Consider the following 22,370-nt stretch of genomic DNA (forward strand, 5'->3'; position numbering starts at 1 on the left):
CGGCGCACGCAACCCACCTGACACTCCGCAGCGCACCCGGACGCGGCTTGCGCCGCTGCTACAGGTCACGCGCACGCGGACGGGGCTACTCCCGGCGTATCGGTTGCAGCGTTTTCGGTTGCTGGAGACGTTCGCGCAGCGCGTCGGCGCTCAGCGGCTTGGCGAAGTAATCGCCCTGTCCGCGCAGGCAGCCGAGGTCGAACAACAGCAGATGATGCACCGCACTCTGCACCCCCGCCACCGTCAGTTCGATACCCAACGTGCGCGCGGCGACCGACATGTGCTGCACCACCGCCAAATGGCGCGACTGGTGCGGGGCTTCCAGCAGAAAGGGTGACGCCAGACGCAGCTGGTTGATCGGCCACTGACACAGGCGCTGCAGCGAGGCACCGCCGAAACCGAACCCCTGCATGCCCAGGTCACAGCCCATCAACCGCACGCGCAACAGGGTTTCCAGGTATTCCGCCTTGGGCCGGGCCAGGCCGACATGGCTGAGCTCCAGCGCCACGCGGTGCTTGCCGGTCAGGTGCCCACGCAATATGCCCAGCAACTCGTTCATCAGCGGCTGGTGACCGAGCTGTTCGAGCCGCATACCCAGGCTCAGGCCCACCTGCAATCCGGCTTGGGCAAGCTGCTGCTGCACCTCGACCGCCTGCTCGGCCATGTACAGCAGCAACGCATTGCCCAGCCCGGCCCGCTCCACCGCCGGGCAGAACTGCGGCATGGCCAGCAGGCCATGCCGTGGATGCTGCCAGCTCAGTTGCGCGTCGACGCTGCGGATGCGTCCGTCGGCCACCGTGCAGCGCGGCAGGAAGCACACCTCGAACTGGCCGCCAGCGATCGCCGCCTGCACCTCCACGCGCCCGATCCGCACCTTCGCAGGCGCTGGCACGAGCGCGCCGCGAGGCGTGTTCAAGGCCTCGAAGAATCGCTGCAAGCGGTTGAAGTCCAACGGGCTGCCAGCGTCGACCAGGTACTCCAGGCCGAGCATCGATACCCACTGGTACAGCCCGGTGCGCACTTCCGGCTCGATCCCGCCGCCGATCAGCACGGCGCGCACACGCTTGCGGGTAACCGCTTCCTGGATGATGCGCAATGCACCCACGCCCAGCACGTCGACGTTGCACACCAGCACATCGATGGGCTGGTGCTCGCGCAGCAACTGCAGCGCCTGCTCGCTGGTCTGCGCCTGGTACACGCACGAGCAACCCAGCTGGCTGAGCATCTGCACCGCGATCGCACGCTGGAACCCATGACTTTCGACGAGTAACACCGTTGGCTTGATGTCTGACACGATCACTTCCCCTGTTTCTTCATGCCTATGTTCAACTCCGTGCAATGACCGGGATGCAGGCAATTTCCCAATACGCATCGGAAAATTCCTACGGTTTGCCGGATGTGCCGTGCCGTGCCAGGTAATCATCGAGGCCAACCATGGCCGCCGCCAGATCGTCGACGCCACGCCGCATCCGCTCAACCGAAGAGCTTGCCGTGCAGGCCTGTTCCAGGGCTTCGCAGGCCGCCAGTAGGCGTCGCGCCCGAACGATGCGGTCCCCGCCCTTGATCCGGTGCACCAGGTCGGCGACTTCGCCGGTCTGGTAGGGCTGAGACAGCGAATGCAGGCGCTTGAGGTCCTGCAGATTGCTCTCGGCCAGATCATCGAGCAGGCGCAGCAACAGGCTGGCATCGCCGCCGGTGAGCTGATCGAGACTGCCCAGGTCGACGTCGTCTTCCGGCGCACCGAGCATGCGACGGGCGCGGTGCGGGTCCAGGTGCAGTGCCAGGGTTTCCAGGCTCAACGGTTTGAACAAGCAGTCATCCATGCCTTGCTGCAGGCAACGGCGGCGCTCGCTGATCTGGGCATTCGCCGTACAACCGAGGAACAGGCACGGTTCCTGATGCTTGCGCCGTTCGTGCTCACGCACCGCCTTGACCAACTGATAGCCATTGATGCCGGGCATGTTGCAGTCGCTGATGACCACGTCGTAGGCGCCGCGCAACCAGGCGCGCAACCCGGCAGCACCGTGCTCGGCTACCGTTACGCGGTGGCCGAGAAAAGTCAGTTGGCGCTCCAGCAGCACCCGATTGGCGGGGTAGTCGTCGACCACCAGCACCTGCAACGCCGGCAGGTCAATGCGCGCAGGCTCGCGAGCGGCCGACGGCGGTGCGTTCGCGCCAGGCACCGCGTCGAACTGCAGCTGCACCCGCGTGCCGCAGCCAAGCACACTGTGCAATTCCAGCCTGCCACCCATCAGGTCGGCCAGGCTGCGGCAGATACTCAAGCCCAGACCGGCACCGACGCGGCTGCCGCGGCCACCGGCGGCCTGTCGATAAGGCGCGCCCAAGCGCAACAGGTCGGCCTGGGCAATGCCCTGCCCGCTGTCCTCCACACTCAGTTCGACCCGCGCGCCGTGCGCCTGCGGCCAGACCCCGAGCACCACCGAGACCTGCCCCTCGCGGGTGAACTTGATGGCGTTGCTCAGCAGGTTGGCGATGATCTGCTTGAACCGCACCGGATCGACGCTGAGCCAGGTGTCGGGGGCACCGAGAACCTCCAGCTTGAGCCGCAGGTATTTCTCCCGCGCCTGGGCCTGGAACAGCCCCACGGTTTCACCGGCCAGTTGCCCCAACTGGCACGGCGCCGGCAGCAGTTCCAGGCGACCGGCCTCGATGCGCGTGACATCGAGAATATCCCCGATCAACGCCAGTAGCCCGTTGGCCGACTGCGAGGCAACCTCCAGCGCCGGCTTGTCGAGCATGCCCTGCTCGGCTTTCTTCAGGGCCAGTTCGAGCATGCCCAGCACGGCGTTCATCGGCGTGCGGATTTCATGGCTCATGGTTGCCAGGAAGGTGGTCTTGGCCTGGTTGGCCGCTTCGGCCTGCGCCTGGGCGTCTCGGTACGCCTCGCACAGGCGCTGGCGCTCGGTGATGTCGACCCACCCGGCGATCAGACCCTGGATTCGTCCGTCGCCGCCGCGGTACGGCAGCATCCAGTGGTGGATGATCAGCACCTCGCCCGACGGCAAGGTCAGCGTGCGATCCTCGACCACTGGCTCGCCGTGCTCCATGGCTTGCAGATAAGCGTCCTGGGCCAACTGGGCGTGCCGTTCTTCGAGCAGGCCATAGCCGGTCAGCGGCTTGTTCAGGATCGCCTCGCGGGTCACACCCAAGGCCTGCAGGTAACTGGTGTTGCAGTTGATCAGGCGTGCCTGGCGATCTCGGATGTAGATCGGATGGGGTGTGCCGTCGATCATTACCCGCATGAACTCCAGCTGTGTGGTCAGAGCCCGTTCGGCATCGACCCGCTGGCGGATCAGACGCTTGAGGTAGCTGACCCAGCCCAGTGCCAGCAGCAACAATAGCGAGGCGGCGGCGAACCCCTGGATGATGGCCCCGCGGTAACGTTGCCAAAGACCATCGGCGACGATCATTTCGGTGCGCCAATGGCGCGTCAGCTCGCTCATGTGTGGCGGCGGAATGTCCTGCAGGGCGCTGTCGAGGATCGACTGCAGCACCTGGGCCCGGGGCGAGACGGCGAACGCGAAATGTACCGGCGCCACCGGCAGCGCCGCGCTGACGCGCAGCCGACCACGGTACTGCCGCGCGATCATGTAGCGCGCCGCGATCAATGGCAGCACCGCCGCGTCGGCCTGACCGCGGTCGAGCATGGCCAGGGCCTCGGCGGAGCTTGCGGCGCGCAGGCGGTTGATCGAGGGGTAGTGTTCCTGCAGCCACTCATGCAGCAGGCTGCCCTCCACCAGCACCACCCGCTTGCCCGCCGATTGTTCCAGCGAAACCGGCCCGCGCCCGCCCTCGCGCGTGACCAGCACCGGGGAGCTGCTCAGGTAGCCGCGGCTGAACGCCAGGCGAGTCTGGCGCTCCGGGCTGGGAATCATCGCGGCGATCAGATCGGCCTCGCCGCGCTCGATCATTTCGCTCATGCGCGTGAGCGAGGTGCTTTCGATCACCTCGATGGCGAGCCCGGTGCGCCGCGCGATCTGGTGCAGCACGTCGGCGGCCACGCCGGCGAAGCGGCCCTGATCGTCACGGTAGCTGACCGGCACGAAGCGCGGATCCATCAGCACCCGCAGTTCGGTACGCCCGGCCAGCCATTGGCGCTGCGTGGCGGTCAGGGGCAGTGCAGCCGGTTCCGCCACGCGCGGGCGCTCGACGCTCCAGCGCCGGGCGATGGCCGCCCGGGCCTCGTCGGGCACCACCGCCAGGGCCTTGTCGAGCAGGCGCAGCAGACGCGCATCGCGTGGGTTCACGGCGAAGCCGAAAGCATTGCCGCCAATGCCCTCGGCCGATTGCAGGCGCAGGCCGGGCAGCTGGCTGCCGTCGGCCTGGTGGAACACCGCCAGCGCGTTACCGACGAACAGATCAGCCTGCTGATAGGCCACCGCTGCCAGGGCGTTCGAGGGTGTCGGATGCAATTGCAGCTGGGCCTCCGGGAAGCGTTCGCGGACCTCGCTCGCCGCGACGTGATCGCGCACCAGGGCAATGCGCAGCGGCGCGGTCGCGTCGAGCGACTGGCCGGGTCGCATGGCGAGCACGGGCCGATCCTGTATGTAGGCGTCGGAAAGCAGCAGGCCGTGACGCAAGGCTTCACGGCGGCTGGTGGTGCCCAACACTTGCACCTCGCCCGCTTCGAGCGCGGCAAGCGCAAGCTCGCGGGAAGGATAGGCCTGCACCTCGACATCCAGTTCGAGCAGCCGAGCCACCAGCGCCAGGTAGTCGGCGCTGATTCCCTCATAGCTGCCGCCATTGGCGGAAAGGTCGAAAGGGCCGTAGTCCGGACGGCTCACGGCGACGCGCAAAACGCGTCGTGCGCGCAGCCACTGTCGGTCGCGGTCGGCCAGTTGCATGTGCAACCGTTCGAACCAGGCAGGCTCGGGCTGCGAGCGTCCGTGCAACGGCAGCACCTGGGCATGGGCGAGTGCCGTGCCGGCCAGCCACACCAGCACCCAGCGAGTGCTGCGGCCGACCCACGCGATCAGGCTCATCACACCAGGAAGTTACGTTTGGCGAGCTCGGCCAGTTCCACCAGCGAGCTCATCTGCAGCTTGTCCATCAGGCGGAACTTGTAGGTGCTCACGGTCTTGTTGCTCAGCAGCATCAATTCGCCGATGGCCTTGTTGCTCAGCCCGCGAGCCAGGTGCTGGAGGATGGTCAGCTCGCGATTGGTCAGGCGCGCGATGCACTCCGTTTCGCTGCCCAGCCCGTCACTGCTGCGCACCGAGCTGAAAGCCACGACCGGAAAATAGGTGAACCCGGAGCCGATGGCCGTCACCGCCTTGCGCAGCTCGTTGAGGTCATCACGCTTGGACACATAGCCCATGGCGCCCAGCTTCATGCAGCGCAGGGAGAAGTGCTCGGCGGCCTGGGAAGTGAGAATGACGATACGGCTGCTGGTTCCCAGCTCCTTGATTCTGGCGATGACTTCCATGCCGTCCAGCCCGGGAAGGGAAATATCCAGGACGATCAGGTCGGGGTGGTGAGTCTTTGCCATCAGGACTCCGTCGACACCGTCCTGGGCCTCCGCCACTACGCTGAAGCGTTCCTGTTTGAGCAAGAGTTTGACGCTCGATCGAATGAACGGGTGATCATCAATTATCAGTGCTGTACGCATGTCTTTCTCCTGAGTGCGTGAGCGCGGGACGGCGCTTGCATGCCCGGCGCGGGCTTCCTTTGCAGCGTTCTGCATCGACTCTGTTGGTTCTGGATCAGGAGACAGCTGTCAAGCGCAGACGAGGCCATCTACCGTAGGAGTGTTCCGTAAATTCAGGCCGAAGTCGGTCGTCAAATTCTGAATTAGCGATGGGAAGGTTCCGGGATACCTGAAGGAAATTTTCCCGCACACCGTAGGATGTCCGTGCCCGTATCGCCCTCCTTGTTCGGCGGCGGCAGTATTGCCGCGCCGGGATGACATTGAAGCCGGACATTTCCCAAGCTTTCGGCGAAATCTCCTACGGAGCCGACCGTTTCGGCACGGGGCTCAGATCAATTCGTGACGCCTGGCCAGGTCCGTCATTTCCATCACCGAGTTGAGCCGCAGCTTGCGCATCATGCGCATCTTGTAGGTGCTGACGGTCTTGTGGCTGAGTAGCATGGTGTGGGCGATGTCCTGATTGCACAGGCCTTTGGCCAGGTTCACCAGCACCAGAATCTCGCGGTCGGTGAGGCTGGAGATTCGTGCCGCCTCGGCGCTGTCGCTGTCCACGCGGCCCAGGGACACGTCGGTGCAGTCCGGAAAATAGGTGTATCCCGATTGCACCGCGGCGATTGCCTTGCGCAGTTGGTCGAGCGCATCGGATTTGGAGACGAAAGCGGTCGCACCGGCTTTCATGCTGCGCATCGAGTAGTAGCCGGGAGGCATGGAGGTGAGCACGATGATCTTGCCCGGCGAGGTCGATTCCCTCATGCGCCTGAGCACATCGAAGCCGTCGAGGCCGGGCATCGACAGGTCGAGGATGACCAGCTCCGGCCGCTCGTCGCGATACAACCGCACCGCTTCGGTGCTGTTGCCGCTTTCGATGACCTGGTACTGCAGCTCCTGAGCCAGCAGCGTCCTGACACTGGCGCGGATAAACGGATGGTCATCCACGATCAATGCCTTGCGCATGGAACACCTCCTTGGAGTGGGTGAGTGTTGTATAGCGCATCGGCCAGTGGCACAAATCCGGACTTTTCCGCTTGCGATGTAGGTAGATGCTCCAGTGTGCGCAGGGCGTTTCCGACTGTGTGCACCCTACCCTTCACTGATCACCTTTCGCCGCGCCTGACCCTCGATCAGCTCGAAGCTGTAGGTGCGCCCCGGTTGCTTGTCGAAACGCCGTTCCAGGCCGGGCAGTACGTGATGCAGGGTGGCGGTTGCGCAGCTTTTGCCGCTGCGATCGCAGTCGTTGAAGTGGTCCATCACGATGGTGGCGTTGCCGTCATTGCGCACCTGAAGGCTGCCGGGGGTTTCACGGATATCGGTGGCGTACCGGGTGTGCTGCGGCTGTACGAAGAGCAATGCACCGTAACCGGAAAGCACCTGCACGCCGGCTCGCAGTGACTCGCGATACTGCTGCGCCTGCTGGTCGGTCATGGCGAAGTCGTCGTTGCCGGTGGGCATCACTGGCATGAAGCGCACGCGAAAGTAGCGTTCCTGCTGGCGCTCGCCACGGTGCAGCAAGCGCACGCTTTGCATGCCGTTGGCCGGCACGATCAACCGCGCCGGGCTGGCGATCAAGGGCCGTTCGGCCACGGGCAAGCCTTCCAGGGATCGCTCCAGATCGGGCTGGCCCGGGCGATGAATGATTTCAACCACTTCGACCTTGACGAATGCGGTGGCATCGCCGCCGTTGCGCACGCGCTTGACCAAGGTACTGCGCGGGCCTTCCAGATAGTCGTAGAAGGCACCGATATTGAGCTCGGGGCCGGCGAGCACGGCGCTACTGGCCATCATCAGGGCCAATGCCCCCAGAGTCTTGTGCATGGGTTGGATCTCCTTGTTTACAGTTGTGCATCGAAGACAATCCGCACCCAGCCTTCATAACGAGCTCCGGCGCGCTGCATCATCTGCGCGACGTAAGGCTGCACCACCTGGTAATGCAGCATGCCCGGGCGATTGAGCAGCGGTGCCTGGGCGTCGAACTCCAGGGCGTTCACCGCCTCCACCGGCAGCGCAACTCGCCGCGCCGGTGCGCCGTTGTGCTCGGCGCCGCTGGGCAGAGACAGAGCAACCTCCACCGGCACCCGGTGGTCGTCGCCGGGGTTGCGGATTGCACACTGGTCAGCCATGGGAAATTCACACAGGGTATGCACCTTGAACGGGCCCGCCGACCACAGTCGCAGGGGGTGGTCGCGGTACAGACGCGGTGGCGTCCGCGCGCCGCCGCTCCAGTTCAACCAGCCGCCCTGCGGTTCGAGCACGGCCAGCTCGGAACCGGGCGGGGTTTCCACGATGAAGGGGTGCTGCACGTCGAGCTGGAACTTGATGGTGAGGGTGTCGTCGTTGAGTTCGGTCACCTGGTTGCCCAGGTCGATCTGCCCGCCGTTGCCCACGGTGAAGGTGACTTCACCGGTGTAGCGGCCGTTCTTCATTCTGAATGGCGAAGGGGTTTGAAGGGTATAGAGGATGCCGAACTCGGTGACCCTACTGCTGCGCAAGTCTCCGGGACTGCCTCGGTGACTGCTCGAATAGCAACCGGCGCCGCTGGTGGTGCTGCGCAGCCGCCAGAGCGCAGCCGCCCAGGTGGTATCCGATGCCACGGCGTTGATGGCGCAACTACTGTTGTGCGGGGTGGTGTTGGGAGGGCCGTCTGGTGAGGTCCGCGTGTGGTGGCTATGGCGTGTCGTGGTGAACACCACATGATGCGTATCGCCTACCTGATTGCGCAGCTGTACCGTCACCGGCGTAGGCATGCGGATATAGAACTGGTCGCGGACGTCGGGCGCCGAATGCTCGGTGCCCTTGCGATACGTGATAGGCAAATTGGCCGATGCGCTTGAGAGACACATCCCAGGAAATCGCGAGCAGAAACGCGCAACCGGTGTGGTGGTCCTGAAGCCCTGCTGTGTAGCGTCGTAGACAGCAGAAAGCACAACGTCGGCAGCCCACGCAGGTGCAGCCAGAACCATCAGGGCCCAGGCCAGCAGGGCACGTGACCGATGTTTTGCGACAATGCCGTTCATCCGGCCTCTCCTGTCGGTTTCGGTGTCGTCAGGGCGGCAACGCCCTCGGCGACGCATGCAAGATCACCCAGCAGCAGCACATCCTGCTCGCGCTTGCTGGTGTGGGTGTCGAGGGTCAGCAGGCAGCGCTGGACGCCGCCCTGGCGGATCTCCAGGGTCGGATTGCTCTCGCTCATTTCCAGTGCGAAGAAGCCATCGGCTTCGGTCACGCTGCGGCTGGCATGGTTGATCACCTGCGCCCCTTTCAGTGCCCTGCCCTCGTGGTCGACGACCCGACCCAGTACGGTGACGGTACGCACCACCTTCAACTGGCGGTACTGCACCGCGCCTTTGTTGAGGTGGTAGTCCAGGGTCGGCGGCTGGATGTCGGCCGCCAGGTGGTCCTGCTTGTCGAAGCCCAGCTGCACGTGACCAGCGCGATAGGCACCCACCGGCAGCACGTTGCGCCCGGGACGCAGCAGCGCGGCGCCGCCCAGGTGGTCATCGGCACGCAGCTCGAGCCCAGGGACGTCCGACTCCAGGTCGACGATCAGGCTGGCGTCGTGGGGCATGACTTCGCCGCTGAACGCAGCCTTGCCATCACCCAGCGCCAAGGTGCTTTCAATGTTCAGGCCCGAAGACAATTGGCCGTTGTAGGACGAACTGAGCGCAAACGCATCGCCGTACAGGGCGCTGTTCTGGAACCCCGCGTTGACCCCCAGCCCGGTGCCGTAGCGGTCGGCATTGAGGGTCCCGCCCAAGGTACGCAGCGTGCCTTGCCCCATGTCCTGCTGGTAGCTGAGCGAGGCATTGCGATCGCGTTCGCCGTCGCGCCCGGTGCGGGTGCCCAGGCTGGCAGACAAGCGCTTGCCCGGCCCACCCAGCGCCATGCTCAGCGTGAGGTTGATACCGCGGTTGCGCTGGTCGTCGGTGCTGGCGGTGCCGGGGCGGTCGAAGAGCGAAACTCGCCAGTTGGCGTCGGTGCCCATGAACTGGCCATAACGTGCCCAGCCCAGGTCCAGTGCATTGCCGGCTTCAATCCCGTCGGTTCGGCTGAGCCGGGCGGTGAGCGTGCTGTTGCGGGTGAGCCGATGGCTGACCGACAGCGAGGTCTGGGTGGTGAGCCGAGCCGGCTCGCGGCGGTCCACGTAGTAGCTGTCGCCGCGTTCGCGCTGGGGGTGCAGCCAGGCACGGTTGTGGTTGAGCACCACATTGCCCGAGCCATGGCTCCACACGCCCTGCAGGTCGTAGCCATTGCCGCGACGGTCGGTGCGGTACAGGTTGCCATACAGCTTCAGGCGGTCCAGGGCATCCCAGTCCAGTGAAGTGCCCACTTGCGTCTGCGTATCGACCTGCTGCGCCGAAAGCCCCACGATTGCCCGTGGATGCATCAGGTAGTTAGTCATCACACCGGCAGCCAGCCCGCCGTTCGGGTCTTGCTCCCAGTTACTGAACAGCGTGCTCTGTCGACCCACGTAGGCGTTGTAGCGCCAGCGCTGTTCCGGGTTGCGCCAGGCACTGGGTTTGTACACGAACTCGTTGCTGCGCGACGTCACCTGGCCGTCCTCCAGCAAGCGCACTTCCACCGCATAGATGCCACCGGGCAATACCCGTGTGTCCAGGGTCTGCAGGCCCGGCTGCACCGCCTGGGTGTTGATCAGCTGGCCATTGCGGTAGATCTCGACCGTACCGGGCCGGCTGGGCGTGACATAGATGGGCGTGGTACTGGTTGTGCCATTGTCGATGTACAGCGTGTCGCTGCTGCCGAGCATGACCCCCAATGCGGTTTGCGCCGTGCTGCCCATCAACCGCGGCTGGCGTATCAGGCCTTGGGCGACCGGGTCGAAATACCCCAGGCGCAGGAAACGATCGCGCTCGATGCGTTCGGCATAGAGCTGGTCCACGCGATGGCGCAGGCCATGAAAATTGGTCTTGTCCATCTGCAGGTTGGCCTGGGTGCTCCAGTCGCCGACACTGCCCACCCCTTGCACGGCGTAGCGGCCAACGGTTTCATCGCCTGCCTGGCTGAGGTTGAGCTGGTTGCGCAGGATCAGCCCGTGCTCGGCCTGCTCGGGCAAGGCATGGTAGCGCTGGACATCGGTGGTCTGCTCGACGGCGCGCGTCAGCAACGAGAGCTGCGAGTTGACTAGGCTGTAATGCACGGCCACCAAGCCATCGGTGCACTGTGTCGTGCAGCTGCCCAGACTCACGCCCTCGCTCAACCGTTGTGCCCAGCGTTGCCGTACCACCGGGGTCTCCCGGCTTTCGCTGGTGTCGGTGTACTCGAGCCACTGCAGCGTGTCGTCACGGCCGAGCACCACCAGCGCCTCGCCCAGCAGGCGGCCGTCCAGATCGACACGCACTGCCAGCGGGACATCGAAGAAATGCTCGGCGAAATCTGCCGACAGGCCCTGGGCCTGGCCGAGGATCCCCAGGGCAGGCGGCGTGTTGGCGGCGTGCGCCGGCACGGGTCCGAGCAGCAGCCAGCCCGCGCCTAGCGCCACACCGATGGCGTTGGCCAATGAGGTAGTCTTGAACATGCAGGTCTTTTCGTGAACGCGCTTCGCGGCCCAGCACGGGTGGATGGCCAGGAAGCGCGTGGGTGGTGGGGTCTATGCTGGGTCAGGGCGCAACGACTGGACCGGGTTCGAACATCATGTTCACCTCACCCTGGTAGTTGCCTGCGTTCGGTGCGGTACCGGCCGCCAGTGCCGAGGCGATCTGGAAGTCCACCACGGCGCCGTTGCCGGCCTGGGCATCGGCCTGGGTGACCACCAGCTGCGCAGTGGTGTGGTTCAGGCTCTTGCCGCCTACCGACACGGTGAGAGGGATCTGGTCGGCACCGCTGACGATCACCGCCGGGCGCATCAGTTTGGCGCTGATACCGCCGGCGGCGGTGTTCTTGGCCTGCAGCTGCTTGCGGATCGGTGCGAAGGTCTTGGTGAACGAGTTGTAGGCCATGTCCTGTGGGTCGTTCATCCAGTTGCCGCCGATGGGCTCGACGAAGAAGGCAGCGGTGGGAACCGTTGCGGTCACCGTGACCTGCTTTTCGATTTGATCGGCAGCCCACACCGGGCTGGCCAGACAACAAGCCAATGGGAACGCGGCGTAGATTTTCTTCATGGGGACTTCTCCAGCTTGGGCATAGGGACGATGGATCGAATTGGCCGCAGCGTTCACGGCTGAGCGGCGTTCAACTCGATGGGCGACATTGTCCCGAAGCCTCGCTGGCTTGGCTGTCAGACAGGTCTGACCGATGAAGTGACGAGTCTGACAATACGGGCGATCTGTCTGACTGCACGGCGAAAGATTCCTACTGTCTACAAGGCTAAGTACCTTCACTGAGCCGAGCCATGCCTGACATCGAAGACGACCTTCAGACCGTTGTACTCCCGCCAGACCTGCATTACGTGGACGACAACCAGCCAGGGTTGCGCCGCAAGACCCTGCGCGGCAAATTCGCCTACTTCGATGCCAGCGGCGAGCGCATCACCGATGCCGACGAGATCAAGCGCATCAATGCACTGGTGATTCCACCGGCCTATACCGATGTGTGGATCTGCGCCGACCCCCAAGGCCATTTGCAGGCCACCGGGCGCGATGCCCGCGGCCGCAAGCAGTACCGCTACCACCCGCGCTGGCGCGAGGTGCGCGACGAAGACAAGTATTCGCGCATGATCGAGTTCGGCAAGATGCTGCCCAAGGTGCGCCGGCAGCTGGAAGCACATCTGGCTGCGCCGGGCCTGGACCGCAACAAGGTCATGGCCGCGGTCGTCTCGCTGCTCGACAACACGCTGATTCGGGTTGGCAACAGCCAGTACGCCCGGGACAACAAGTCCTATGGACTGACCACGCTGCGCAACAAGCACGTGGAGGTCAAGGGGCATACCATCGCGTTCCAGTTTCGCGGCAAAAGTGGCGTCGAACACGCCGTGACGGTGAAGGACCGTCGGCTGGCCACCATCGTCAAACGCTGCATGGAGCTGCCTGGGCAGAACCTGTTCCAGTACCTGGACGAGCATGGTGAACGCCACAGCGTCAGCTCCCATGATGTGAACGCCTATCTGCACCAGATCACCGGCGCGCATTTCACCGCCAAGGATTACCGCACCTGGGCCGGCAGCGCGCTGGCGCTGGCCATGCTGCGCGAGCTGCACTGGCAGCCCGAACCCGATGCCAAGCAGCACATCGTCGACATGGTCAAGGCCGTGGCCAGGCAACTGGGCAATACCCCTACGGTGTGCCGCAAGTGCTACATCCACCCCAAGGTGCTGGAGCACTTCGTCATGGGCGAGCTGGCCAAGTTGCCCAAGCCGCGTCAGCGCAAGGGGCTGCGCCTGGAAGAAGTGGCCCTGGCCACGTTCCTGGAGCGGCTGGTGGCGGCGGCCTGAGCGAGCGCTGCAACGACCACCGGAATTGTGCGTGGCCACTGCGGTCGGTTATAGCAACGCTCATACATTCCAAGGCTTTTCATGAAACCTACCGCTCCCAGCGGCTACGTCCAAGTGCGCGGCGCGCGCGAACACAACCTCAAGAACGTCGACGTCGATATACCCCGCGATGCCCTGGTGGTGTTCACCGGGGTGTCGGGCTCGGGCAAGTCGTCTCTCGCCTTCGGCACCCTGTACGCCGAAGCCCAGCGGCGCTATTTCGAATCGGTGGCGCCCTACGCCCGGCGCTTGATCGATCAGGTCGGGGTGCCCGATGTCGACAGCATCGAGGGGCTGCCGCCGGCCGTGGCTTTGCAGCAGCAGCGCGGCACGCCGAGCACACGCTCGTCGGTGGGCAGCGTCACCACCCTGGGCAGCCTGGTACGGATGCTCTATTCGCGGGCCGGCGCCTATCCGCCTGGCCAGGCCATGCTCTACGCCGAAGATTTCTCGGCCAATACGCCACAGGGGGCATGCCCGCATTGCCACGGCCTGGGCCGGGTGTACGAGGTCACCGAAAAAACCATGGTGCCCGACGACAGCTTGACCATTCGCCAGCGCGCGGTCGCGTCCTGGCCGCCAGCCTGGCAGGGCCAGAACCAGCGCGACATCCTCGTGACCCTGGGCTACGACGTCGACGTGCCGTGGCGTGACCTGCCGAAAAAGCAGCGCGACTGGATTCTCTTCACCGAGGAAACGCCGACGGTGCCGGTGTACGGCGGGATGACCCCGGCGCAGACCCGCGACGCGCTAAAGCGCAAGCTGGAGCCCAGCTACCAGGGCACCTTCACCGGCGCACGGCGCTATGTGCTACACACCTTCACCCACTCGCAAAGCGCGCTGATGAAAAAGCGCGTCAGTCAGTTCATGATCGGTGCCGCGTGCGAGGTCTGCGCCGGCAAGCGGCTCAAGCCGGAAGCACTGAGCGTGACCTTTGCCGGGCTGGACATTGGTGAGTTCTCGCGACTGCCGCTCACCCAGCTGGCGCAGAAACTCAAGCCGGTGGCAGATGGCAAGCAAGTCGGCAAGAAGCTCAGTGAAGAGAAGCGCATGGCCGCCGAGCAGCTTGCGCAGAACCTGCTGGGTCGCCTGAACACCCTGATCGACCTTGGTCTGGGCTACCTGGCGCTGGAACGCAGTACGCCAACCTTGTCCTCGGGCGAGCTGCAGCGCTTGCGCCTGGCCACCCAGCTGGGCTCGCAGCTATTCGGCGTGGTCTATGTGCTGGACGAACCGACCGCCGGCCTGCACCCCGCCGATGGCGAATCGTTGCACGCCGCCCTGCAAGGACTGAAAGCGGCAGGCAATTCATTGTTCGTGGTCGAACACGACCTGGACACCATGAGCCGCGCCGACTGGGTGGTGGATGTCGGGCCACTGGCGGGCGAGCAAGGCGGCCAGGTGCTCTACAGCGGACCGCCCAAAGGGCTGGCCCAGGTCGACGCGTCGCAGACCCGTGCCTACCTGTACGGCAGCGCCGTGCCGCTGCCGCGCCCGCGTCGGCCTACCGCAAGCTGGCTGAAGCTGGCCGACGTCAGCCGCAACAATCTGCACAAAGTCGCTGCCGACTTTCCCCTGCAGTGCTTCACGGCCGTTACCGGGATTTCCGGCTCGGGTAAATCGAGCCTGGTCAGCCAGGTGCTGCTGGAACTGGTGGGCGAGCATCTGGGCCAGGCTCGCGAAGATGTCGAAGACGTGCTCGAAGACGCCGTACCGCAGACCGAATCGGGATATATCGTCGAAGGCATGCACAGCATCAAGCGCCTGGTGCAGGTCGACCAGAAGCCTATCGGTCGCACGCCGCGGTCGAACCTGGCCACCTACACCGGGCTGTTCGACGCCGTGCGCAAGCTGTTCGCGGCCACCCCCGATGCGCAGCGGCACGGTTTCGATGCCGGGCAGTTTTCTTTCAACGTGGCCAAGGGGCGCTGCCCCGAGTGTGAAGGCGAAGGCTTCGTCAGCGTCGAGCTGCTGTTCATGCCCAGCGTGTTCAGCCCCTGCCCGACCTGCCATGGCGCGCGCTACAGCCCCAAGACCCTGGCGGTGAAATGGCAAGGCCGCAATATCGCCGACGTGTTGCAGCTCACGGTGCATCAGGCGTGCGAGGTGTTCGCCGAGCAGCAGGCAGTGCTGCGTCCACTGACCGTGCTGCGTGACATCGGCCTGGGTTACCTGCGCCTGGGCCAACCGGCCACCGAGCTTTCCGGCGGTGAAGCACAGCGCATCAAACTGGCTACTGAGCTGCAGCGCAACCAGCGGGGCGCCACGCTTTACGTGCTCGATGAGCCGACCACGGGGTTGCACCCCAGCGACGTCGACCGGCTGATGCAGCAACTCAATCATCTGGTGGATGCCGGCAACAGCGTGATCGTGGTGGAGCACGACATGCGCGTGGTAGCGCAGGCGGACTGGGTGATCGACATCGGCCCGAAGGCCGGTGACCAAGGCGGTAAAGTCGTGGCCGCTGGACGCCCGGAAGACGTGGCCAAGGTCAGCGCCAGCCGCACTGCCGCCTACCTGCAAAGCGCACTGGCGGAACCTGCATAGCGGCTGTCCACCGAGTGCACATGGCGGCAGCCCCAGCGCGCGGGGCTGCCCAGGGTTGCTTCAACCGACCGGCTTGCTCTGGCCTTCGTCGGACGGGCTGCGGGCCTTTTCGCCCTGTTGGTTGGCGCGCTTGTGTTCCTCACCCACCTTGCCGGCATTTTCCGGCTTGTGGTCGAGGTCTTCACGCTTGGATTCTTTGTCCACGGTGTCTCTCCTGGCAGGGGCTGGACGGCTCATCGAGCCGGTACTGGATTTAGGCAGCTGCCTTCGGCATTCGTGCCCAAACGTTTCCGCGCTGAACTCCCGCACCGCATCGTCAGTCAGCATTGAAACGCCATTATTGGAGGATCATCCCGGATGCAGATTTCATTGGACAAACAGGTTGCCCTGGTCACCGGCGCCAGCTCCGGCCTGGGCGCCGCTGCCGCCAAGGCACTGGCCGCCGCCGGGGCCGCTGTGGTCGTCAACTACAATTCCCACGCCGAGCCCGCCGAACGCCTGGTTGCAGAGATTCGCGAGGGGGGTGGCAAAGCCATTGCGGTGGGCGCGGACGTGTCGAAGGAAGACGACGTCGAGCGACTCTTCGCCGCCACCATCGACACCTACGGCGCACTGGATATTCTGGTCGCCAATTCGGGCCTGCAGCGTGATGCTGCCACGGTCGACATGACCCTGGCCGACTGGAACAAGGTGATCGAGGTCAACCTCACCGGCCAATTCCTCTGTGCCCGCGCTGCCCTGCGACAGTTCCAGAAACAGGGCCCGCGCTCCTGGCTGTCGCGGGCGGCCGGCAAGATCATCCACATGAGCTCGGTGCACCAGTTGATTCCCTGGGCCGGCCATGTCAACTACGCCGCCTCCAAGGGCGGCATCGATCTGCTGATGCGCAGCATCGCCCAGGAAGTCGGCGAGCAGCGCATTCGCGTCAACTCGATCGCCCCCGGCGCGATTCGCACCGCCATCAACGAAGAAAACACCCAAGGCGACGCCGAGAAGAAACTGCTCGAACTGATTCCCTACGGTCGGGTCGGCGAGGTAGACGACGTTGCCAACGCGGTCGTCTGGCTGGCATCCGATCTGAGTGACTATGTGCACGGCACCACGCTGTTCATCGACGGTGGCATGAGCTTGTATCCGGGGTTCCGAAACAATGGCTGAAGACGTCTGCAGCACCCTGCAAAGCCCGATCGAGGCCCACGGCATCATCGGCGACATGCGCAGCGCCGCGCTGGTCGCGGACAACGGCAGTATCGACTTCTGCTGCTGGCCGGAATTCGACAGCCCTTCCATTTTCACGGCGCTGCTGGACTGCGACCGTGCGGGCGTGTTCGAACTCGCCCCGGACCTGCCCGGCGCGCGCCGCCAGCAGATCTACCTGCCCGACAGCAACGTGTTGCAAACCCGCTGGATCGACCATGACGCGGTGGTCGAGGTCACCGATCTGATGCCGGTCGCCGCAGAGGCCGACGCCCTGCCCCGGCTGATCCGCCGCATAGAGGTGCGCAACGGTACTGCTACCATCCGTTTGCGCTGCCGGGTTCGGCATGACTACAGCCGCGCCGATACCCGGGCTCATGCCAGCGGCGAGGACGTCTGCTTCAGCGCCGAAGGCCAGCCCACCTTGCGGCTGTCGGCAACCCAGGCTTTGCGCATCGAGGCGCACAGCGCCATCGCCGTGTTCGAACTCAAGGAAGGCGAATGCGCCGAATTCATCCTCGGCGGCGCCGAAGACCCGATGGTGCGTGCCGGTGAAGGCCAGGCATGCCTGGACGAAACCCTGGCGTTCTGGCGCAACTGGATCGGCCATTCCAACTACAAGGGTCGCTGGCGTGAAATGGTCGACCGCTCCGCACTGGCCTTGAAACTGCTGACGTCGCGCCGTCATGGCGGGATCATTGCCGCCGCCACGTTCGGCCTTCCCGAGGCCCCCGGCGGCGTGCGCAACTGGGACTATCGGTATACCTGGATCCGCGATGCATCGTTCACCGTGTATGCCTTCATGCGCCTGGGTTTCACCACCGAGGCCAACGACTACATGCGCTGGGTGCGCGATCGCGTCGGCGAATGCTGCGACGAGCCAGCCCGGTTGGGCGTGGTGTACGGCCTGGACGGACGCGAAGAGCTGCCAGAGTCCGAGCTCGATCACTTGAGCGGGCATGGCGGTGCCAAGCCGGTGCTGGTGGGCAACGGCGCCCATGATCAGGTTCAGCTGGATATCTACGGCGAACTGCTGGACGCCGTGTACCTGGCCAACAAGTATGGCGAGGCGATTTCTCACCAGGGCTGGAAGCACGTCACCCACATCGTCGACAAGGTGTGCAGCAGCTGGCATCAAAAGGACGTCGGTATCTGGGAGATGCGCAACCCGCCCGAGCATTACCTGCATTCACGCCTGATGTGCTGGGTTGCCCTCGATCGCGCCCTGCGTCTGGCCGAGAAACGCTCGCTGCCAGCGCCATTCGAGCGCTGGGACAGGGAACGCCAGGCGATCCACGACGACATCTGGACCAATTTCTGGAACGCCGATGCTGGGCATTTCGTACAGAAGCTGGGCAGCGTCGAGCTCGACGGTTCCATGCTGTTGATGCCACTGGTGCGTTTCGTGGGTGCCAGCGACCCGCAATGGCTGAGCACACTCGAGGCAATCGAGCGCACGCTGGTGCGTGACGGCATGGTCTACCGCTACCGCCAGGATGATGGCCTGCCCGGCGACGAAGGTGCGTTCACCGCCTGCTCGTTCTGGTATGTGGAGTGCCTGGCGCGGGCTGGACAGGTAGAAAAGGCGCATCTGGAGTTCCAGCAGTTGCTGCGCTATGCCAACCCGCTGGGTCTGTTCGCCGAAGAGTTCGATCGGCATGGCCATCATCTCGGCAATACCCCCCAGGGATTGAGCCATCTGGCACTGATCAGCGCCGCCAGCTTTCTTGACAGGAAGCTGAGTGGCCAGCGTACCCAGTGGCAACCCTAGGGTTTCGTTTCAGCGATGGTGGCAAGAGTGCCACTATCGCCCCGATAAACCAAACGTAATGCCAATCTGCTAGGCGCCTGTACAGAACCACGCCATACTGGCGCCTAGTGCCACTCGTTGTGCCATGACTGCCGCGTATCCACAAACAGGGCGCTTCGAGGGAATTAAATTTGTCACGTTGCGTCCGTATTCAGGTAGCAATCGACACCCTACAAACACCGGATAAATTCTAAGCAAAGGAATCAAGGAGCCGTTCATGCTGATACTCACCCGCAAGGTAGGCGAAAGCATCGTCATTCATGACGACATCAAGATCACTATCCTTGGCGTGAAAGGGATGCAGGTGCGAATCGGCATCGATGCGCCGAAGGATGTACAGGTACATCGCGAAGAGATCTTCAAGCGTATCCAGGCAGGCAGCCCTGCACCGGAAAAGGAAAATGGCCAGGCCTGATCGGCCGATTGCCGCGGTCCTTCGAACGCCGCCATGCAGCTGGCCTTGGCCAGACTGCACAGCGGCGCGAAGTCACCGCTGACAACGTCAGACAGGCGTTGCCTGGTGATGATTGTCGTCCGGAGCCCCTGCCCCACCGCCTGCATGACGCTTCGCCTTGTCCGTAGCGAACGCCAGGGCATCCTTGGCACATGTCAATCCATCACGTATTTCGGTCTGTTCCTTGATCACCCGGCCATCCACGCCGTAAGTACCGAAGAACACCGAGATTTTGTCTTCACCGATCTTGCGTGCGCGCACCACGATACGGCAGCCGTTCTTGAGGGTTTCCTCATGGCGAACTTGCTCGTCCAGATAATTCGCTGACGAGTCTTCCCATTCCATGAACTGCTTGGTGGTTTCCAATTCTACGTCTGTCATATGCCTACCTCTTGTGGGTAATCAAGGCGATGCCTTATGTAACCGACCTTCTACACGGCTGGTGGTTCAGTACAACTCTGCCGGAAGAAAAGTTGCAGGCAGGGTGCGCGCATTCAAAAGGAATTATTCCCACACGGCATACGTCACTAATCAGAGATGCCAGGAACGAAATCCCTCGAGCGCAAGGATTCCATCATGCTGATATTGACGCGCAACACCGACGAAAGCATCGTTATCGAAGACGATATTCGTATCACCATCATCGACGTCAAGGGCGGTCAGGTCCGCCTGGGCATAGATGCGCCACGGGACGTGGCGGTGCATCGTCAGGAAATCTACGAACGCATCAAGGCCGGCGTACCCATGGTGCCCAAGGCAACTGGCCGCTGAGTCGGCCGGCAGCCGTTGCTAGGCACGGAAGGCAGCGCTGATCTTGCTCGCCAGGTCCTGTTCGCGAAAGGGTTTCTGTACCAAAGGATAGTGCTCGGAATCGAGGCCCTCGAGCTCGGCATAACCGGTCACGAACACGATCGGCAATCGTGGGTGACGGCGACGAATCATGTGCGCCAGCTCCCCGCCATTGGTGCCAGGCATGGCGAAGTCGGTCAGCACCAGGTCGACACTGGGGTCCAACTTGTTCAGCGCCTGCTCGGCACTGTCGGCCTCGATCACGCTGTAGCCAAGGCTCTGCAACATGGTCGCCGTCACCTCGCGCACGCCATGGTCGTCGTCGACCAGCAGGATGGTCCGTCGCTCGCCTTCGTTCTGAGCGACTGCGATATAGGCAGGCTCGTCTGCGTGCGCCACAAGCTGATCCGGAACGCCCGGCAAGTAGACCTTCACCGTGGTGCCGTAGCCCGGCGAGGTCATGATCGCCACGCCCCCACCCGACTGTTTGGCAAAGCCGAACACCTGAGCCAGACCCAAGCCTGACCCCTTGCCCACTTCCTTGGTGGTAAAGAACGGCTCGAAGGCCTTGGCCACCACCTGCTGGCTCATGCCAGTACCCGAATCCTGGATCGACAGCACCACGTAGTTGCCGGGCTCCGGGTCTTCCGGACGCTGCGCCGCCATGCTTACCGTTTCGTTGGCCGTGGACAGGCGCAAGGTGCCGCCACCGGGCATGGCATCGCGGGAGTTGATCGCCAGGTTGAGAATGATCATCTCGGTCTGGGTCGGATCCACCAATGCATTCCACAGGTCGGGCGCGGTGTCGGTTTCGATCCAGATGCTGCCACCCAGGGTGCGCTGCAACAGCTCGATCATGCCTTCCACGGTACCGTTGAGGTTCACCGCAACCGGCTCGAGGCGCTGGCGGCGGGAGAAGGACAGCAACTGACCGGTGAGCTTGGCACCGCGTTCGCCCGCCTCCTTGATGTTCTGCAGGCGGCCCTGAATGCGTTCGGTCCTGCCCTTTTCGAAATCGCGGGCAATGAAGGTGGTACTGGCCAGGATCACCGTCAGCAGGTTGTTGAAGTCGTGCGCCACACCCGCCGTCAGCTGGCCGACCGCTTCCAGGCGCTGCAGCTGGTGCAGCGTGGCCTCGATGCGTTGGCGCTCGTCGATCTGCTCGCGCAGCTGATGGTTGGCACCGGCCAGCTCATCCAGCACTTCACGCTCACCGGTGATGTCGCGCACGGCGGTGTACATCAGCCCCTCGTCCGGAACGATGGTCCAGGACAACCAACGGTAGTTTCCGTCGGCGTGGCGCATGCGGTTGACGAAGCGGGTCGAGACATTGCCGTTGGCGATGTTCTCGGTCTCGCGGCGGGTTGCCGCGAGATCGTCGGGATGAATGATCTCCCACAACTGGATGCTGCCCAGATGCTCACGGGTCCAGCCCAGTGTGGATTCCCACGCGGGGTTGAGCGACACCGGCGACATGTCGAAGCGCATTACCCCCAGCAACTCGCGGGACAGCTCCCAGGTGCGGTCGCGCTCGCGGGTACGCTTGACCACCCGCTCCCCAAGCATCTCGTTGAGCTGCTCAAGGGCCTGGGTCGCTTGCTTCTGCTCGGTGATGTCCTGGATGACGCCGGTGAAACGCACGCACACGCCGTCTTCGAAGAAGGCCTGCCCATGGCTGGCAATCCAGCGCAGGGTACCGCTGGCCAGACGCACGCGATACTCGATATGAAACAACCGCCCATCGTCGACCGTCAAGGCTGCAGTCATGCGCTCCTGAACCACGGGCAGGTCTTCGCCGTGGCAGTAGTCGAGAAACAGCGCCAGGTTCACCTCGGCAGCGGGGTCAAGCTCGTACAGTGCCCGGCAGCGTTCATCCCAGAGCAGTGTGTCGCTGGGCGGCGCATAGTCCCAGACACCCATGCGCGCTGCGTTGGTGGCGATGTGCGCACGCACTTCGGCGTGCTGCAGGGAACGCTCTGCGTCGCGCCGACGATGACGCTCGTGGACTTCGTCCATGGCACGCTGGATGGCACGGGGCAACAGGCTCAGGTTCTGCTTGAGCACATAGTCGATAGCGCCCTGGCGCATCATCTCGACCGCATGCTCTTCGCCGTAGACCCCGGACAGGAAGATGAACGGCGTCATCGGCGCCAGGCGCTGCGCTGCCTGCAGCACCAAAGGGCCGGATGAGCCTGGCAGCATGTAGTCACACAGAATCAGGTCGAACGCACCGTCCGCCAGCGCCTGCTCCACACCCTGATGATTGAACACCAGGGTCGACTCGACGGCCACGCCCGCGCGCTCAAGGGTCATCAGCGCCAGTTCGGCATCGAGGGGGCTGTCTTCCACGAACAGCAGTTGCAAAGGCTTGGGCGGCATAGAGATCCGAATACGTGGCTGGAGTGTGGCGCGCTTAGCGCCGTCCGTGCGCCATTGGGTGGGGCACGCTGGGTGTGGTTGGTCTCGACCGTCACACAGCGCGAGC

General features: G+C 64.1%; 17 protein-coding genes. 6 read left to right on the forward strand and 11 right to left on the reverse strand.

The window, feature by feature from the left end; all coding sequences use genetic code 11:
• Window positions 1-85: 85 nt before the first annotated feature.
• The 8 genes from IFT80_RS08070 to IFT80_RS08105 all read right to left on the reverse strand — a co-directional run bounded on the left by IFT80_RS08070 (window position 86) and on the right by IFT80_RS08105 (window position 11,781).
• Window positions 86-1,294 (reverse strand): EAL domain-containing protein, encoded by a 1,209-nt coding sequence (locus IFT80_RS08070; RefSeq protein WP_163007560.1) that lies wholly within the window; start codon window positions 1,292-1,294, stop codon window positions 86-88.
• Between the two features lie 88 nt (window positions 1,295-1,382).
• Complete coding sequence (locus tag IFT80_RS08075; protein ID WP_192137219.1) at window positions 1,383-5,003, reverse strand: transporter substrate-binding domain-containing protein; 3,621 nt, start codon at window positions 5,001-5,003, stop codon at window positions 1,383-1,385.
• Window positions 5,003-5,629, reverse strand: coding sequence for a response regulator transcription factor (locus tag IFT80_RS08080; protein WP_122477914.1), 627 nt, complete (start codon window positions 5,627-5,629; stop codon window positions 5,003-5,005). The genes IFT80_RS08075 and IFT80_RS08080 overlap by 1 nt, the downstream gene beginning before the upstream one ends.
• Before the next feature lie 366 nt (window positions 5,630-5,995).
• Window positions 5,996-6,622: a response regulator transcription factor gene (locus IFT80_RS08085; protein ID WP_192137221.1), complete on the reverse strand. Its 627-nt coding sequence runs from the start codon at window positions 6,620-6,622 to the stop codon at window positions 5,996-5,998.
• Between the two features lie 126 nt (window positions 6,623-6,748).
• Window positions 6,749-7,480 carry a molecular chaperone gene (locus IFT80_RS08090; protein ID WP_192137223.1) on the reverse strand — a complete coding sequence of 244 codons (732 nt, stop codon included), beginning with the start codon at window positions 7,478-7,480 and terminating at the stop codon, window positions 6,749-6,751.
• A gap of 17 nt (window positions 7,481-7,497) precedes the next feature.
• Window positions 7,498-8,478: a hypothetical protein gene (locus IFT80_RS08095; RefSeq protein WP_192137225.1), complete on the reverse strand. Its 981-nt coding sequence runs from the start codon at window positions 8,476-8,478 to the stop codon at window positions 7,498-7,500.
• A 197-nt stretch (window positions 8,479-8,675) separates the two neighbouring features.
• Complete coding sequence (locus IFT80_RS08100; RefSeq protein ID WP_192137228.1) at window positions 8,676-11,198, reverse strand: TcfC E-set like domain-containing protein; 2,523 nt, start codon at window positions 11,196-11,198, stop codon at window positions 8,676-8,678.
• A gap of 82 nt (window positions 11,199-11,280) precedes the next feature.
• Window positions 11,281-11,781, reverse strand: coding sequence for a CS1 type fimbrial major subunit (locus IFT80_RS08105; protein ID WP_122477908.1), 501 nt, complete (start codon window positions 11,779-11,781; stop codon window positions 11,281-11,283).
• A 230-nt stretch (window positions 11,782-12,011) separates the two neighbouring features.
• Between IFT80_RS08105 and IFT80_RS08110 the strand changes: the two genes are divergently transcribed.
• Together IFT80_RS08110 and IFT80_RS08115 are read left to right on the forward strand one after the other, a co-directional pair.
• Window positions 12,012-13,049 (forward strand): DNA topoisomerase IB, encoded by a 1,038-nt coding sequence (locus tag IFT80_RS08110; protein ID WP_185793271.1) that lies wholly within the window; start codon window positions 12,012-12,014, stop codon window positions 13,047-13,049.
• An 81-nt stretch (window positions 13,050-13,130) separates the two neighbouring features.
• Complete coding sequence (locus IFT80_RS08115; RefSeq protein ID WP_192137230.1) at window positions 13,131-15,635, forward strand: excinuclease ABC subunit UvrA; 2,505 nt, start codon at window positions 13,131-13,133, stop codon at window positions 15,633-15,635.
• A gap of 60 nt (window positions 15,636-15,695) precedes the next feature.
• Here IFT80_RS08115 and IFT80_RS08120 read toward each other — a convergent pair whose 3' ends face one another.
• On the reverse strand, window positions 15,696-15,839 hold the full coding sequence (locus tag IFT80_RS08120; protein WP_192137232.1) for a hypothetical protein: 144 nt from the start codon (window positions 15,837-15,839) through the stop codon (window positions 15,696-15,698).
• Between the two features lie 153 nt (window positions 15,840-15,992).
• Here IFT80_RS08120 and IFT80_RS08125 point away from each other — a divergent pair, with 153 nt between their 5' ends.
• The 3 genes from IFT80_RS08125 (at window position 15,993) to csrA (IFT80_RS08135) (ending at window position 19,057) form a co-directional block, all read left to right on the forward strand.
• Window positions 15,993-16,793: a glucose 1-dehydrogenase gene (locus IFT80_RS08125; RefSeq protein ID WP_192049308.1), complete on the forward strand. Its 801-nt coding sequence runs from the start codon at window positions 15,993-15,995 to the stop codon at window positions 16,791-16,793.
• Entirely contained in the window at window positions 16,786-18,603 is a 1,818-nt protein-coding gene (locus IFT80_RS08130) for a glycoside hydrolase family 15 protein (RefSeq protein ID WP_192137234.1), read from the forward strand. Before IFT80_RS08125 ends, IFT80_RS08130 begins: the two co-directional genes overlap by 8 nt.
• Window positions 18,604-18,859: 256 nt before the next feature.
• Window positions 18,860-19,057 carry a carbon storage regulator CsrA gene (csrA, locus tag IFT80_RS08135; RefSeq protein ID WP_192137236.1) on the forward strand — a complete coding sequence of 66 codons (198 nt, stop codon included), beginning with the start codon at window positions 18,860-18,862 and terminating at the stop codon, window positions 19,055-19,057.
• 87 nt (window positions 19,058-19,144) lie between these two features.
• Here the strand turns inward: csrA (IFT80_RS08135) and IFT80_RS08140 are convergent, their stop codons facing one another.
• Window positions 19,145-19,477: a hypothetical protein gene (locus IFT80_RS08140; protein ID WP_122477898.1), complete on the reverse strand. Its 333-nt coding sequence runs from the start codon at window positions 19,475-19,477 to the stop codon at window positions 19,145-19,147.
• A gap of 195 nt (window positions 19,478-19,672) precedes the next feature.
• Between IFT80_RS08140 and csrA (IFT80_RS08145) the strand changes: the two genes are divergently transcribed.
• Window positions 19,673-19,867 carry a carbon storage regulator CsrA gene (gene csrA, locus IFT80_RS08145; protein WP_122477896.1) on the forward strand — a complete coding sequence of 65 codons (195 nt, stop codon included), beginning with the start codon at window positions 19,673-19,675 and terminating at the stop codon, window positions 19,865-19,867.
• A gap of 18 nt (window positions 19,868-19,885) precedes the next feature.
• On the opposite strand, the gene IFT80_RS08150 is transcribed toward csrA (IFT80_RS08145), so the two are convergent.
• Entirely contained in the window at window positions 19,886-22,264 is a 2,379-nt protein-coding gene (locus tag IFT80_RS08150) for a hybrid sensor histidine kinase/response regulator (protein ID WP_192137238.1), read from the reverse strand.
• Between the last annotated feature and the right edge of the window lie 106 nt (window positions 22,265-22,370).

The sequence above is a fragment of the Pseudomonas sp. CFBP 8771 genome (assembly GCF_014841695.1).
In the GTDB taxonomy this organism is placed as follows: Bacteria; Pseudomonadota; Gammaproteobacteria; order Pseudomonadales; family Pseudomonadaceae; genus Aquipseudomonas; species Aquipseudomonas baltica.

Coding starts and splice junctions, on each gene's coding strand:
- IFT80_RS08115 (WP_192137230.1), top strand. CDS start 13,131: ATGAAACCTACCGCTCCCAGCGGCTACGTCCAAGTGCGCGGCGCGCGC.
- IFT80_RS08075 (WP_192137219.1), bottom strand. CDS start 5,003: ATGAGCCTGATCGCGTGGGTCGGCCGCAGCACTCGCTGGGTGCTGGTG.
- IFT80_RS08140 (WP_122477898.1), bottom strand. CDS start 19,477: ATGACAGACGTAGAATTGGAAACCACCAAGCAGTTCATGGAATGGGAA.
- IFT80_RS08125 (WP_192049308.1), top strand. CDS start 15,993: ATGCAGATTTCATTGGACAAACAGGTTGCCCTGGTCACCGGCGCCAGC.
- csrA (WP_122477896.1), top strand. CDS start 19,673: ATGCTGATATTGACGCGCAACACCGACGAAAGCATCGTTATCGAAGAC.
- IFT80_RS08085 (WP_192137221.1), bottom strand. CDS start 6,622: ATGCGCAAGGCATTGATCGTGGATGACCATCCGTTTATCCGCGCCAGT.
- IFT80_RS08110 (WP_185793271.1), top strand. CDS start 12,012: ATGCCTGACATCGAAGACGACCTTCAGACCGTTGTACTCCCGCCAGAC.
- IFT80_RS08150 (WP_192137238.1), bottom strand. CDS start 22,264: ATGCCGCCCAAGCCTTTGCAACTGCTGTTCGTGGAAGACAGCCCCCTC.
- IFT80_RS08100 (WP_192137228.1), bottom strand. CDS start 11,198: ATGTTCAAGACTACCTCATTGGCCAACGCCATCGGTGTGGCGCTAGGC.
- IFT80_RS08130 (WP_192137234.1), top strand. CDS start 16,786: ATGGCTGAAGACGTCTGCAGCACCCTGCAAAGCCCGATCGAGGCCCAC.
- IFT80_RS08105 (WP_122477908.1), bottom strand. CDS start 11,781: ATGAAGAAAATCTACGCCGCGTTCCCATTGGCTTGTTGTCTGGCCAGC.
- csrA (WP_192137236.1), top strand. CDS start 18,860: ATGCTGATACTCACCCGCAAGGTAGGCGAAAGCATCGTCATTCATGAC.
- IFT80_RS08080 (WP_122477914.1), bottom strand. CDS start 5,629: ATGCGTACAGCACTGATAATTGATGATCACCCGTTCATTCGATCGAGC.
- IFT80_RS08090 (WP_192137223.1), bottom strand. CDS start 7,480: ATGCACAAGACTCTGGGGGCATTGGCCCTGATGATGGCCAGTAGCGCC.